The sequence below is a fragment of the Vibrio sinaloensis DSM 21326 genome (assembly GCF_000189275.1).
In the GTDB taxonomy this organism is placed as follows: Bacteria; Pseudomonadota; Gammaproteobacteria; order Enterobacterales; family Vibrionaceae; genus Vibrio; species Vibrio sinaloensis.
The window spans coordinates 30,865-45,204 of record NZ_AEVT01000058.1 but is presented as its reverse complement, the minus strand read 5'-3'; the positions used below and the strand labels follow the sequence as shown (position 1 = coordinate 45,204).

11 protein-coding genes are annotated in these 14,340 nt (G+C 45.3%); all 11 read right to left on the bottom strand.

What is annotated here, in order from left to right; all coding sequences use genetic code 11:
• The 11 genes from tssK to RH45_RS08995 all read right to left on the bottom strand — a co-directional run bounded on the left by tssK (position 1) and on the right by RH45_RS08995 (position 14,298).
• Positions 1 to 1,332: a type VI secretion system baseplate subunit TssK gene (gene tssK / locus RH45_RS09045; protein ID WP_008076336.1), complete on the bottom strand. Its 1,332-nt coding sequence runs from the start codon at positions 1,330 to 1,332 to the stop codon at positions 1 to 3.
• An 84-nt stretch (positions 1,333 to 1,416) separates the two neighbouring features.
• Positions 1,417 to 1,899, bottom strand: coding sequence for a type VI secretion system lipoprotein TssJ (gene tssJ / locus RH45_RS09040; RefSeq protein ID WP_008076334.1), 483 nt, complete (start codon positions 1,897 to 1,899; stop codon positions 1,417 to 1,419).
• Complete coding sequence (locus tag RH45_RS09035) at positions 1,899 to 2,837, bottom strand: FHA domain-containing protein (RefSeq protein ID WP_008076333.1); 939 nt, start codon at positions 2,835 to 2,837, stop codon at positions 1,899 to 1,901. The genes tssJ and RH45_RS09035 overlap by 1 nt, the downstream gene beginning before the upstream one ends.
• A gap of 3 nt (positions 2,838 to 2,840) precedes the next feature.
• Positions 2,841 to 3,563: a type 2 periplasmic-binding domain-containing protein gene (locus RH45_RS09030; protein WP_039958412.1), complete on the bottom strand. Its 723-nt coding sequence runs from the start codon at positions 3,561 to 3,563 to the stop codon at positions 2,841 to 2,843.
• Complete coding sequence (locus RH45_RS09025) at positions 3,551 to 4,555, bottom strand: ABC transporter substrate-binding protein (protein WP_008076331.1); 1,005 nt, start codon at positions 4,553 to 4,555, stop codon at positions 3,551 to 3,553. Before RH45_RS09025 ends, RH45_RS09030 begins: the two co-directional genes overlap by 13 nt.
• Complete coding sequence (locus RH45_RS09020; RefSeq protein ID WP_008076329.1) at positions 4,552 to 7,101, bottom strand: MFS transporter; 2,550 nt, start codon at positions 7,099 to 7,101, stop codon at positions 4,552 to 4,554. Before RH45_RS09020 ends, RH45_RS09025 begins: the two co-directional genes overlap by 4 nt.
• Positions 7,102 to 7,125: 24 nt before the next feature.
• Positions 7,126 to 9,741, bottom strand: a complete 2,616-nt coding sequence (gene tssH / locus RH45_RS09015) for a type VI secretion system ATPase TssH (protein WP_008076327.1) — start codon at positions 9,739 to 9,741, stop codon at positions 7,126 to 7,128.
• A gap of 48 nt (positions 9,742 to 9,789) precedes the next feature.
• Positions 9,790 to 10,719, bottom strand: coding sequence for a type VI secretion system baseplate subunit TssG (locus RH45_RS09010; RefSeq protein ID WP_008076326.1), 930 nt, complete (start codon positions 10,717 to 10,719; stop codon positions 9,790 to 9,792).
• A 15-nt stretch (positions 10,720 to 10,734) separates the two neighbouring features.
• Positions 10,735 to 12,486 (bottom strand): type VI secretion system baseplate subunit TssF, encoded by a 1,752-nt coding sequence (tssF, locus tag RH45_RS09005; protein ID WP_008076324.1) that lies wholly within the window; start codon positions 12,484 to 12,486, stop codon positions 10,735 to 10,737.
• Complete coding sequence (tssE, locus tag RH45_RS09000; RefSeq protein ID WP_008076323.1) at positions 12,479 to 12,904, bottom strand: type VI secretion system baseplate subunit TssE; 426 nt, start codon at positions 12,902 to 12,904, stop codon at positions 12,479 to 12,481. The genes tssF and tssE overlap by 8 nt, the downstream gene beginning before the upstream one ends.
• Positions 12,904 to 14,298, bottom strand: coding sequence for a type VI secretion system contractile sheath domain-containing protein (locus RH45_RS08995; protein ID WP_008076322.1), 1,395 nt, complete (start codon positions 14,296 to 14,298; stop codon positions 12,904 to 12,906). The genes tssE and RH45_RS08995 overlap by 1 nt, the downstream gene beginning before the upstream one ends.
• Positions 14,299 to 14,340: the final 42 nt, after the last annotated feature.

Here is a 14,340-nt window from a genome sequence, read left to right as displayed (position 1 = left end):
TTATCTCAGCGCGTAAAGCATAACGTCGAGGTCAGCAATACGAGTATCGACGTGAAGCGCAATCGCATCACGGTTTTCTAGCATCTCTAACCACATTCTATCCGTCGTATCGATTTCAAAATAGGACACGCCCTGCATAGGCTTTAGCTCACTTGGCGCAACAGGTAGTGGGCTAAGTGTAATTCCAGATAACCCGTTACGTACGATCTCGACGATTCGTGCGTTGTTGCCCAGTTTCGCAGCAATAGGGAATACTTCATTCAGCTCGTTACTGCTAATGCTTGATTTGACCGATAAGACAAAACGACGGTTAGTGACGCTTGCGGTATCTTTAATCAGAGTTCTTAATAAACGGCGCTTTTCGAACAGCGAGCTATCCCATGCGTATTCTAAAACGGAGTCTTGCTGAACTAAGGTCAGCATATTACGTAGTGAAGAGAAAAGAGGGTTAAAGCTTTGATAAAGTTTATTGTACTGCAGAGGCTTACACGGTTCAGGGATCGCTGGTGTTAGCGCCATAACTTGCGCTTCGAACTTACGGAGCTCGCCGTACAACTGGTGTGTCTGTAACTTAGGGTTTGCGATGCTTAAATCAAACCACGGCAACCAAGTATTGAGAGTTTGTAGCCATAGGTAGTCTTGCATCATAGACTGAGGACTTTTCTGTCCTTGACCTGCTTGAATACGTTGTAAAAGGCTGCTGGCACGATTTGCGGTTAAAGCGTGAATCTCTTTGAGACGTTCAACCAGTAATACCGACGCACCATAGTGCAGGCTTGCTGGGATAAATGCGCGGTCCAAGATGACCTCACCAGATTCACTGCACTCGAGCACCTTAGCGACTGGAATAAGTGTAAAGCCTGAGGTATCTTCGCCCTCGAGCTTAATCGAGATATTCAAATGAGCCACATCCAATTCAACGCTAGCATTCTCAGACGTTGAAGTGTCGAAAACGTTGATAGAGCGCGTTAAGTAACGCCCTTGGTCAGATTTCTCCTCACCATAATCGTTGTTTCCTTGCAAGGAAATTGGAAGCGCGAGATAGACGACGGTTTCAATGGTACCTGCGGTAATGTTGCGAGCGACTTCGTGCTGCATTTCAAATTGAGTACCATCAGGAAAAACACCGGCGCTGCTTGCAATCGATAACTTGCCGATTTTTAGCAGTTCATGGTTAATGGTCAGCTCGGTAACGCCATAAAACGGGGCAAAACCCGCAAGCGTTTCGACATTCTGTCGAACATAGTTTTGTACGTAACGGTCTTGTTGTTGAAAATGTTGTGGGGCAATGAACATGCCTTCTTGCCAAACTACTTTCTTAAATGCGTCCACGTAATTTCCCTATCATTAATATCTTTGTGTTTGCTGACGATTGATTTTGTATTTGTTCATAATCAGCGAAAGCACAGGGTATAACTAAAATACTTGCCACCAACTAGACTCAGGTGTTACGACGTCTAATGACGCTTTGGCGCCTTCGATTGTCAGTTGGAGGTACTGTTCTTCTTCTGTTGGCAAGGTTGAAAACGCCTTAGCCACACTGTTCTGGTAATCAACGAACTCGACGAGAACGGCGATGTACTGAGTTGTTTTGTTAATGTCTAAAACATGTTGAGTTTCACTGCTTGGCAACACCACAGGTAGAACTTGTTTCGATACCAAGTTCGCGCTGAGCAGATCGATGTCCTGACTGTACAGATCGATGAAAGGTAACTGCTTGAAAAGCTGAACATCAGTGAGTTGATACAGTCTGACCACAACCGGGTTTGCACTATTGTTTTCCGATGCATTCACTGCTGCATCGGTGGTGACCGTCATATTGTACTGAGAGATCACTGGCGCAGGATCGGATGAGCAACCACCAAGGGCGAGAAGTGCAGCTAAGTACCACTTGGTCATCAGCCTTCCTCTCTTTGCTTTTGCATATTTTCCATAAACAGCGCTTTGAATTGGCGGCGAAAATCTCCATTCTCTTGGCGATGTTGGAAGTGTTTTCGATAAATCTTCCAGTACTTTTTATCTTTGCTCGTGAACATCCCACCAGAGATGTACTCACTAAATTGATTTTCTAGTTGTGTAGGAGCGAACTCATTCAAAAACTGATCGACCGTTTCTTCCAAAGCCGCGAATAGCGCATCGTGCTGCAGCATTGGATTCTGCAGATACTGCTGATTTTTCTCTGTCATAGAGATAAGCTTCGCAATTGACGCTTCAATCTGCGGGTTTTGCTGTGCTTCAACAGGTAGGTACTCTAGGTCTGAACCTTGATGATAGAGAGTTTGCTCTACCTCATCGACTTCAAGGTGTTCTGCGACGACTTCTTCATCTAAATCTTCGAAAGGATCCGAGGCGAACGGGTCGTCACTTAATACATTTTTATGCGAGAAAGAGCTTTCTGTTGAAGGTGCTTCTTGTGGTGTACTCTCATCAAGAAATTCAGTGTCATCATCATTGAGATTCAGCTCAAAAGGCTGCGAGAACATGTCTTCTTCTATTTTAGAGGTAGGGCTACTGTCTGATTGAGTCAGCGTAGACACCAACATGGTATAGTTCTCGACTTTCACGATGTCGCCATCGCTGAGTGGATACTCTTTGTCTTTAATGATGGCTTTATCGTTGAGCTGGGCGTTGTTTTGCCCTGTACTTTTGATTGTATAACCGTGATCGGTAAGTTTGATCTCTCCGTGAGTACGAGAGATACGTTTTGATTGGTCTGGTAAAGAAATATCACAAGAGGGAGCACGACCAAACGTTCCCCCCTGTTCTGGAAGATACACGACTCTCGAGGTTACAACCTCTTCAGTGGGTACAGAAATCAGATGAATACTGACAGCCACTAGTTACCTCTCACAATTAGAAACAGCTGCATTGAAGGCAGCTAAGAAACCAGAATACTTAGTTAAGAAACGCTTGGAGAAATAGACGCCCATAGGCTTGGTTTCCAAGACTTCGCTTTGAAAATAGTCATTGGGTAAACCTGCTTCAGTAAGCTCACCATCAAATACCAATTCATCCTCTAAGGCGACGTCAATTTCCCTTTGTTTTAAAAGCTTTAGTAATACTTTAGCATCTCTAGGTTGTTTGACTACATTGTAGCCATTGCGTTTTAGCCAAAACCACTTATTGGACCCAAATTTAGCAGAGAACTTTAGGTTTAATTTTGACAATTCATCAATTTGCGGCTCCACACCCGGTCCGAAGTACCACAGGAGCTTTTGATGGGCAATCGGTGTAGATAAGGTTGCGTACTCGTCGCGCTCGTCCGTTTGAGTGGCAACGAAGAATCCGTGCTGAGTGCCACTGTGCACTCGCAGCTGCGCATCTGACCAACCTGTCATGGTGATTTGATAAGGTTGAGACATCTTACTCAACGCACATTTAACCTTGTCTAAGGCTAACCCTTGCATTTGGCCGTGTTTAATTTCTTGATACGGAGCCCAATTTTGTGTCGTTAGCATCAGACGTGCAGGGCCCGCTATCGCTTGAGCGCTAGCTGTGTGACTAAATAAAGTCACAAAAAATGAAATCAGGCAGAAAGTCCCTCTTAACATCATTCTGTCCATTCATTTCCTCCAATGAGTTCGGAAATTTTGAGTATTGAAACGGGTGGATAATAATCCAAAGTACGGGCAGCTTTGACGTTCACGATATAGGAATATTGGCTTAAAGGCTCTATCGGCACCTCTTGGGCGCTCTTGTTATTATTCAATATTTGTTCTGCTTTGTGGCCCGCAAATTCACCAACATTATAATATCGGCTAACAATACCAAAAAGTGCATCATGTTGGCGAATAGGAGATTCGGTCGCCGAGAATGTTGCAATGCCATTTTCATGCAGCGGCTCCACAATACTTTTACCTTGACTGATGATGTAGGAGTCAGGCGGTAGATAAGCTAACTGAACACCATCTTCTAGCATGGTATCGATGACCTTAGGCAAAGAGCTCATGTCCGGCTTACCCGATTTGGTTCTAAATGGGTAAAGATAGACATCCATGCCAAACTTAGCTGACAGCAACTGTATTTTGCGCGCGGTAATGACCGCGTTATTCTCTAATGGGTTAAACATCACGCCCATGGTACGAATGTTAGGCAGCTCTTTAATGGCATTGAATTGAACCTGATGGGGAACAATGTGGCTAACTCCGGTAAAGTTGCGCTGCGTTTCTTCTAAATCACTGACAATTTTAGAACCCACAGGGTCGGTCACTATACTAAAGACGACAGGGGTTTTAGCCCTGATGCGAAACTCGCTAGGCTCTTGTTCGGTTCCAAGTAAGGCAAGAGTTGCTGTCGTGCCGAACGAATAAATTAAATCAGGCTCATACTCGTCAAGAGTGTCTATGTGGTTTGCCAGTTGGTTCTTGTCGCGATCCGCATCGAGAACAACAAAATTCACGTTTGCTTTGGCCGACAGGTAGTCCATAAAGCCTTGTTCAGCGTCGGTCACTCCTCTCCAAAGAAGCATGACCACTTGCTTGCTATCTGAGGCATGTAAAGGTGCCGCTGCCCATAGAGAAGCAAGTAGCGTGATGATTATCCAGATGTATCTCATTCCACGGCCTCCATTCTGGTGCGATCCCTTTTCGTAAAAAGATTATAGAAACAAATCAATATGATGGAACTTACCATCAAGGTTAGGCCGAACAGTATGAAAGTCGCTTCGAAGCCGAAAACACTCAAGCACAGCCCGGCCAACACTGGGCCGGCAACGTTACCGATACGCTCAGTCAAACGGAAAATGCCGATGGTTTTCCCTTTGTCCAAGCCTTCGTGGCTAAGTAAGTCCATCACTAATGGAATTTGTGGAGAGACGCTGATCCCGTGGGCAATGCCAATCATTATAACGATCAGCAACAGTCCTACGGTTCCTGGTAGGATCATGATGTTCAGCAGAGCTAATGCCGATAAGAAACCACCAAACACGATGAAGTTGATCTTACTATTCCACTTATCGACCAACATAGCGCTCAGCGGCGATATGACAATAATCGCTAACCCATAGGTCATCATTACTCGGCCGCTCACAGCGCTGCTTTCGCCCAAGAACTGTAAGTAAACTGGGCACAGGTAGTAAAGGAAGCCTGTGAGGATGATTTTGGCAGGAATTGCACTGCAAAAGGTAATAAGGGCAAAGTACTTGTTGCTTAATAGCACTTTGAAATCGTTCAGTTTTACTGGCGTACTTTGCGCGTTAGCGCTTCCTTTGGCGAAAAAGGTCATCACGAACACTACACTGAACATCGCCATTACTGAAGCAAGCAAGAAGGTCACACTGTAGCCAAGTTTATCCGCTAAGATCCCGCCAATTGCCGCGCCACATAGTGAGCCAGAGAAGAAGGCAGATAAGAATGTTGACATACCTTTGGTGCGGTTGTGTGTTGAGGTGGTATCTGTGATATAGCCCTGAGCGGAGATAAAGACGATACCATAACCGACCGCAGTGAATGCACGGGCGACTAACAACATCTCTATATTGCTACAAACTGCGGTCGCGGCTAAACCTAAGCTGGTGATAACTCCACCTGTAACTAAAGACTTTCGTCTGCCTACTTTATCTGACCAGTAGCCAGCAAAAGGTAACGAAAGCGCCCAGCAGAACATAAACAGCGAAATGGGCAGACTGGTCAATAGATTGCTAGGAATCCAGCTCTGATCGCTGGCTAAACTGGCAACAAAATTGGGGAAGAAGGCTAATGATGCCGCTTCGGCAAATACCAGCATAAACAGGGGTAGGCGAATAAAACGGTAATCTTGAAGTTTCGTCTCTTTCGGATGCGTTGTCGACGAGTTCTTTTTAACTTGCTCGTTGATCGACTTAAGAATGCGTCCTAACTCGTCATTACTTGTCACCTTAGTGACCCAAGTGTAGCTGCCAAGGTATACATCACGCAGACTTTGTTTGATTTGGTGCCACGGCTTAATGATCATGAAGTTACAAACGAACAAGATGATTTCAATCACCACGAGCCCAGAAGCAATCAATACAGTGAGCATATCCATGATGCTCTCTTCGATCATTTGGGGAATGATATTGGTGTCTGTCACCAAAGTGAGCTCTACGGCCTGACTAGCGTCCAGAGGCAAGACGGAGCTTGAACCAGTAATCACATCCGAATCTTGAGTTGGATACTGGTACAAAGGCTGGCCATCTTTCGCTAACTCAATAGACAGTAATTCAGGATGCTGATTAAGGTAGTGGGCAAACTCGTTCTCAAGTCCATTTAAACGGTGCAGAGGAACGCCTTGCTCAAGCAGTCGCTGAATCATGCTTGATAGCGTATCACCGATAATAGCGCTCTTCTGTTCCAGTTGATCTTCATAAATAGAAGAGAACTGATGTAGCGCCTGATAAGAGCTGCCTAGGTTGGAAACCACCGTTAAAACAATCGCAAGGCCGATGATCAATAGAGGAAAAAACTTGGCTCTGAACTTGTGCCACTGGTTTTTACCATGGTTATCAAAAAATTGCAGATAGGCGTTGCTGATACGTTCTTTATCGGAGGACAAAGAATTACTTAATGCAAGATGGGTGTGCTTAATTTTCTTAAACAGAAAATCGAGCCCGATATAGATTCCAAAGTATCCAATGCAGGACGCGACAAGGATCCAAAGAAGGGCGTTAACACTTTGCTGCGAAAGTAACGAGGCTTTTATTTGATTCAGGTAATCGACTTGGTAATAAAGCTGCAACTCGCCTTCAATGACGTTAAAAGTGTTTGAAATTGGTGCGCTGATTACCCGCTCATCCGTAAAGGTACGTTCGCCGGAAGAATAAAGAACATCGCCTTGATTGTTCACTACCTGGATACGGCTTATACCGTTGACCAGTGAAAGGCGACGATCTAAGAGTGATTGTATGTTTGAAATTGCCGACAACGGCAAGCCAAGACTCATTGCTTGGCGAATATCGCTGTCCGTTTCATCAAGTACAACCTGATAAGTGGAATCACTGGTTTGGGTTAGTCGCTTATCAAAGTTGAGGTAGTTTAACGTTGAATTTAAACCATTAGAAAACAGCAGCACCGCGACGATCGCAAGCACCAGTTTGACTCTCAAAGAGAAAAACGATGTTCTTTCTTGGCGTGTGTTGCTTGCCATACTGCTGTTTCCTAACATGTTCACCTACGCAATGGTCAGTTCAAAACCGGTAGGGTTATTTGCTGCAACGACGGATACCTGAGTGAGCGGCTGTTGCTGGCTCAATCGAGTGATACACTCCTCGGCAAGTTTTGGCATCAATGAACGATTGATGATTTGTTCAACCGCTCGGCCACCGGTTGTAGGGTCGGTATTCTTATTGACGACAAATTCGACAAATCCTTGATCCCAAGTAAAGCTTGCTTGGTACTGCTCAGCTAGCTTTTTCTTGATTCGGTTAAGTGAGATCTCTGTGATTTTGGCGAGCTCATCATCATTGAGTGGGTAATAAGGCACTATGGTTGTTCGACCCAAGAACGCTGGTTTGAAGTAGTGCTGCAAGTCAGGGCGGATGCTCTCTAACAGCTCTTCATTGCTCATGCGTTCTTCACTGTTTTCACAAGCATCACAAATCGCTTGATCCGCTGCGTTAGACGTCATGATGATGATAGTGTTTTTGAAATCGACGGTACGGCCTTCACTGTCTTTGATGTGGCCTTTATCGAAAATCTGATAGAACAGATCATGCACACCTGGGTGAGCCTTTTCCATCTCATCCAACAGCAATACTGAATACGGGTTGCGACGAATAGCCTCGGTTAGCACACCGCCCTCACCAAAACCAACGTAACCAGCGGGAGAACCAAGCAGCATTGAGATCTTGTGCTCTTCTTTGAACTCGGTCATGTTGATGATGGTCATATCGTTACTTCCACCGTACAGTTGCTCGGCGAGCGCCATCGCGGTTTCCGTTTTACCGACACCACTTGGACCACACATGAGAAATACACCAATTGGTTTACGGTTATCGGTCAAACCTGCGCGAGAAATACGAATGGCTTTTGCGAGTTCTTGCTTAGCAACATTCTGGCCGATGACTCGTTTATCTAGCTCTTCTTCAAGAGAGAGTAGGCGAGCAATTTCGTCACTCATCATGTTGCCGACAGGAATCCCGGTCCAGTTCGCGATAACTTGAGCGATGGTGTTGTCATCGACCATTGCGTTAACAAGCGGAAGTTCGCCTTGTAGCTCGTGTAATTGATCGATGAGCTCGTTGAGTTGGGTCTGCTTTTCTTTGTCGGCTTCCCCATCTTGTTGAGCATCGCTGATCTCTTGCTGCAGGAGTTTAATTTGATCAACCAGAGCGACTTCTTGCTTCCAACGAGCATTTAAATCACTTAACTCTTGTTCATTGGACGCAATGTCTTGAGTAAGCTCCGCGATTTCGTCTTCCGCAATACCAAATAGGGCATGTTCTTTCTCTAGCGCGGCTTTTTCATTGTTTTGATAACGAATGGTTTGCTCTAGAGATTCAATAACTTCAGGCTTCGCTCCTTGAGTTAGGGCAATTCTTGCGCTTGCTGTGTCGAGCAAACTAATGGCTTTGTCAGGCAACTGGCGGCTTGGTAAATAGCGAATGGATAGGTTGACGGAAGCATCGATCGCTGACTCTGCGATAAACGCGCCGTGGTGTTTTTGCAACGATGCTGCAACGCCACGTAGCATCTGTTTTGCGTCTTCCGCGTTTGGCTCTTCGATTGAAACCACTTGGAATCGACGAGTTAACGCAGGATCTTTTTCGAAGTACTTTTTGTATTCCGCCCAGGTTGTCGCCGCAATCGTTTTAAATTCGCCACGAGCTAACGCTGGTTTTAGCAGGTTTGCGGCGTCGTTTTGACCAGCAGCACCACCTGCACCAATCAGAGTGTGCGCTTCATCAATAAACACTATGATGGGAACGTCACTGTTTTTAACTTCGTTGATGACGTCTTTTAATCGGTTTTCAAACTCGCCTTTAACGCTTGCTCCTGCCTGTAGGAGGCCCAAGTCAAGCGAGTGTATCTGTACGCCTTGTAGCGCACCAGGAACCTCATTGGCGGCAATTCGAAGGGCAAGTCCTTCTACCACCGCCGTTTTACCCACCCCAGGTTCACCAACCATAATCGGGTTGTTTTGACGCTTCCGGCACAAGATATCAATCGCCTTACGCACTTCGGAATTTCGGCCTGAAATTGGGTCAATGTTGCCATCAATGGCTTGCTGAGTCAGGTTAATGGTGTATTTGCTTAACGCTTCATTACCTGATGGTTGAGGGACTCCTTCACCAGATTCTGTCGCAGCAGCAGTTTGACTACGAGCGACAGCGGCCTTGTTAATCAAGCCTTGCAGTGATTCCACGGAAACCGATTGTAAACTGTCTAATTTCAGCGTTGATACACCCAATACGTTTTGCTGTAGCAGAGCGTGGATTAAGTGCAAACTGATGATTTCGCCATGACCATAATTGACGGAAGCCAACATCCAAGCATCTTTGATTAGCTCGGTTAGCTCATGGCTTAATGTTGGCTGTCCTTCATTGCCTTTTGGTAGGCGGGCGATCTTGCCAGACAGCTCCTTGACTAGGTTATCTTGTGAAAGCTTTTGCGAGCGAATTAGGTTATTTAAATGAGCATCTTGCTGCGAGATTAGTTGCAGGATCCAGTGCTCAACTTCGATAGAAGCGACCCCTTGGTTCATCGCGGCACCAGCAGAAACCTCTAGCGCTTGTTTTAACTCTGGTGACAGCTTGGCAACCAGATTTGTTAGAGTGACTTGTGTCATACTGTTTTCCTTGTATTTCGAAGCATCAATACATCGAAGCGACTAGTCCTACTTGAGTAGAATACTGACCAGTTGTTGTGGTTTGCGTTCGGGAGCCAAACAATCGACTTCCCCCAATCTTGCGGCGCTTATTCTGTTGCCAGACAGTACTGGTCGAGTTAAATAGGCGCGTCTTACTTTGAGATAGATGGATACTGGCGTTTGATCGCGCAAGTAGTGCTGAATGAATCCGCGCATCTCAGACGCCAAACGATCATCTTGCTGAATATCGGCAAGCTCTTGTTCGTTATTTGGTTTAACCGCCACTATGATGTGACTGAAATGGGTCAAGCAGGTTTTTCCAATCAAGAAACCTTGCCCAATGCGGCTGTTGTAATCAGGCTTAGTACCTAAACGTGTCAGTGAATCTTGCGGAAGCTTTCTACGCTCATAAGGTTTGGTGCTGACTTCTATCGCATAAGGGAAGTAGTCGTTTAGCATTTGCTGTAGATTGACGATGTTTCGGCTGCTTTGACTAAGCAAAAACGCGTATTGGAAATACTTGCTGTGCTCATCTTTTAATGCTGCTAAATGGTTGAGGAGAGCCGTTTTATCGGGTGAAATCTCGTCTTGAACCAGCAACCAAGGTGAACTCTCTAATTGAGCGATAATCTCAAAGTAACGCTGATTAAACACGTCAAGAAAGTCTTTTAGGGCGTGGTCGTCATCGTGAAGAGCGGCGAGTAGTTCCTCATAGATGTAAAATGGAATGACTCCTTTAACCCCTGACAACGCTTGTTTTGCCAAACGTAATTTAGCCCGCCTGTTCTTTAGCGAAAAGTACTGTATTTCACTCGCGTCTCCCGTTGGCATGGCTTCAGCTTTCAAAACCAATTGAATACGTTCATCTGAATTGGCGATAAAATGCGAGAGTAGTCTCATCGCCTGAGCAAAGTCATATTTATCGGTGTTTTGGGCTAAATCTTGGATTAACTTCATACTGACACTACCCACTTAGAATGCACTTTGGCTGCCGTGGATTTTAGGGTAGCGCTTGACGTATCCGTCACGACCATACACTCGGATAGACAATTGGATGTAGCGGTCAAAGCTGCAAAATTGCTGGAAGAAGCGATTCAATACATCGCTAAAAGCCAGAAAACCAGTAGGCGTATCTAAGGTAATTTCTATTTCTGTACCCGGCGAAAACACATTTTTACCTAAGATACGAATCGCTGAGACTTGGCTACGAATGTGGACCTGTCTAATCATCTGAATTTCATCGGCAGACACTTGGCTTCGGCTACATAGTCGCAGCATCTGCTTCAATGCTTCTGCTGGGTCTTCCGAATGTAGAAGGGAAACAAAATTCGCGTTCAATAAGCCAACGAACTGCCAATGAAGATGAGGGTCTTGCTCCCTATGAATTGGCGCCGAAGGAGGATAGATTGGCGAGAAGTCTCCCGGCAGATCAATATTCTCCAAGCATTCAAACGCTCCTTGAACAGAACAAGCTTGCTTGCCGTTAGTGCAGAGTAGGCGGGTTCCATAGAGTTTATTAAATTCGAGTTCATTTGGGTTGCTTAGGCTTATTGCTAAACGAAACTCGCTACTGCTGTCGCGGCTACACTGCCAGCGATCACTATTCGATGAGGTTTGATAGCTCTCTTTAAACAAAGGAGTTAACAGTTTCTCGCCCTTTGAGGTAATCTCGAAGACTTCTTTGACTTCGACGATTTCAATGTGATTATCACTATGGGCATCCGCATTGACGGGAACACTTAGACAACGGTGATCGTAGTTAGTAGGTTCACCAGACTGCTCAAACAGATTAATTGCGGGTATCACATTCAGCTTGAAGACTTGGTTGTCAAACAGTCGAATAAACTCGGTCGGCAAACTGTGCATGAACAGATTGAGAACAATCTCTGAGCTCGGAAAGTGCTTTATGGCGTCACCGAACCCTTTTAAGCGAAAGAATTGGCGTTTCTCTTTGAAGAAGAAAAACTCGCTAATCAGTTGGTAACCAGAGAACTGATTGCCTTTTTGTGGTAAAAACTGAAACCCATTGTCACTGATGCGGCTTTTCAACTTTTCGGGTGCTAAAGCGACGTGATGCTCACACTGGGCATCACTGATGGAAATCGCGAGAGTTTGGGCAAGTAACAGTTCTACTAGAGAATCAGCGTTGTTCTCAAAACCTTGGACGAACAAATCAAGGTTCTCACAGTCGAGGTTAGAAAACAGCGTATCTGAATCGCCGGTAGAGAGCGTCAGTTGAATAACTGCCGTTGTTTGTTCAGTGCCCGCTGGTCGGTTAAATTTAAATGGTGCACTGGATGCGAGCGTATCGACCAAACGAAACGGTGTCGTGTGGATATCATCTACAGTGGCAAACAAGCAGTTGGTACCGCGAGCATCAGCTGAAAACAGTGAGTCTTTGGGGACATGGACTGACTCGGTGTGATCGGCATCGTCTCCTAATTGAAGGTAAGCGACGCTAGGGACGGTTTGAATGTAGCTCGGATATAGGACGTTTAACAATCCTTCGACAACTTCAGGTAGTTGATCCGACAGCTTTTTCTCGACGGTTGCATTAAGGAGTGCAACACCGTCAAGTAGGCGAGCAAGGCTCGGGTCTTCGATTTGACCTTGGTGTATGTTCAGTCTCTCTGCGTGAGCTGAATGTTGATGGCCGAATTGCCCCAACGCTCGTCGAACAAGCGTCAACTCTTGCTCGAAATATCTCATTAACGGATCAGTCATAATTATCCTCCGCCATTAGAGCTTTGAGATCATTGAGAGAAATTTTTGAATCAAAAATGAGTTCTTTCTCACCTTGAGAGGTGTTCGCTTTTGCGATGATGTTAAACGCAATGGAATTTTCACTTTCTTTGCGTTCTGCGAGCTCTACCATGACGTTTTTAAGCCTTGGCTCAAAATGTTTTATATAGCTTTCTAAACGAAGTGAAAGCTGGGTTTGGTCTAAGCTGGCACTCAGTAGCTGCACGTCCTCAATGCCGAAGCGCAGATTCGAACGCTGAAGCTCTGTAAATCTATCGTCAATCTCGGTCAGAGAGGCTTCTGACTCGAGAAGTTTCGTTAGGTGGTATTTAATATCGTCAATTTCAGCATTGTTGCTGTTATCGTCATGACGTTGGATGAATGTTCGCCAGAAACTCATTAGGCCACCTCATCGAGTTCGGTCGTCAATACTACCTCGCCAGTGAAATGATCGTATTGGTATTGAGGTACCATTCTGAGCGTGCAGCTGAAACTACCAGGCTGGTGGCTTGATTCGGAAACGCTGATCTTAGCGAAACTCAATGGGTATTTAGATAAGGTTTCTTCATTCGCAAAGGACACGTTACTGGAGAACTTTTCAATCCAGCGACTTAAAAACAGCTCACATTCCGCTGCAGTATTGAAGCTACCAATCATTTCCCTAACTTGCACCTTCAAGTAATGCGCGATTCGGCATGACATCAGGCTTGTCTGTATTTGCGTTAATACCTTTTCGTTGTCTGAATGACCACCGTGCCAAATAGAGTTGTTACCATTAAAGTAAAACTTATCACTCAGAGCGCTCTTTGATAGAGGAATAAATCCAGACTGAGCGTAGAACGATGATATTTGGCCAAACAACACGACATCGGTTTGCGGCTTGTCTAAAAATAGGCTGCTATGTTGGTCAATATTTACAACAGCGCCTTGCGAACGATCATTCCAGCGCGATTTCAAAAATCCAAACCAATTTACTCTATGATGCTCGCGCATAATCGTCGCAGCAAAGGAGAAGACGGCGTTGCCCCATAGACCCTGCCCAGATTCATTGTAGATAAATCCAAACTTGGCATTACTGTAGCGATTGCGCATACGAATGGAGGGCATAACGAGACCGACAAATCGAGATGAAGGCTTTTTACGCAGTGATTGCCAGGGCTGATAGTCTTGACCTGCAAGGATCTTTTCAATTCGATTGACGTCTGACAACCAGTCTGCTTCTGGATTGACAAAGAAGTGCTGGTTAGGTGAAAGCAGCATTGGACACAAGGTTTGTTCACCCAGCTGACCCAATAACTCAAGGGTAAACAGATCGTCGTAGTCTGAGTCAAAGTCCATATCTAGCGCTATCTTGTGGGTATACAAGATACAGCCAAAAGGGTGGCCGCCAAGCGTGTTGAGTTCTTTGTTGCCTACCTTGTTAAAAAGTTCACTGCCCTTGATGGTGTAAGCTTGGTTCAAATCAGAAGACACTTCTTCCCAACTCATATTGAGAAGCTTTAATTGGGTACGTTGTTTGTTAACGGGTAACGTGGCTAAGCCTTGTAGACCAATCCAACTTCCGTGGAGTTGTTCGAATTCTTCATGATGAAGGATTTCGTCCATCTGTTTGGAAATCGTTTCGTCCAAATAACTGATTAAACGCATCACGGTATTAGTTAAACTGTGGCGGCTATCAAGGCACTCTGGGCAAAGCTCAGACAGCATAGAGAGCGACTCTAACAAAAAGTCGCTTTCTGTACCGTCTAGTTGATTGAATGCCAATTGCCATTCTGCGTTGAAGTTATACTGCATGATGTCCTTAGAATGGTGTGGAGGAAAAGAAGGCCGGACAAG

Coding starts and splice junctions, on each gene's coding strand:
- RH45_RS09025 (WP_008076331.1), bottom strand. CDS start 4,555: ATGAGATACATCTGGATAATCATCACGCTACTTGCTTCTCTATGGGCA.
- tssE (WP_008076323.1), bottom strand. CDS start 12,904: ATGAGTTTCTGGCGAACATTCATCCAACGTCATGACGATAACAGCAAC.
- tssH (WP_008076327.1), bottom strand. CDS start 9,741: ATGACACAAGTCACTCTAACAAATCTGGTTGCCAAGCTGTCACCAGAG.
- RH45_RS09020 (WP_008076329.1), bottom strand. CDS start 7,101: ATGGCAAGCAACACACGCCAAGAAAGAACATCGTTTTTCTCTTTGAGA.
- tssJ (WP_008076334.1), bottom strand. CDS start 1,899: ATGACCAAGTGGTACTTAGCTGCACTTCTCGCCCTTGGTGGTTGCTCA.
- RH45_RS08995 (WP_008076322.1), bottom strand. CDS start 14,298: ATGCAGTATAACTTCAACGCAGAATGGCAATTGGCATTCAATCAACTA.
- RH45_RS09030 (WP_039958412.1), bottom strand. CDS start 3,563: ATGGACAGAATGATGTTAAGAGGGACTTTCTGCCTGATTTCATTTTTT.
- tssF (WP_008076324.1), bottom strand. CDS start 12,486: ATGACTGATCCGTTAATGAGATATTTCGAGCAAGAGTTGACGCTTGTT.
- RH45_RS09010 (WP_008076326.1), bottom strand. CDS start 10,719: ATGAAGTTAATCCAAGATTTAGCCCAAAACACCGATAAATATGACTTT.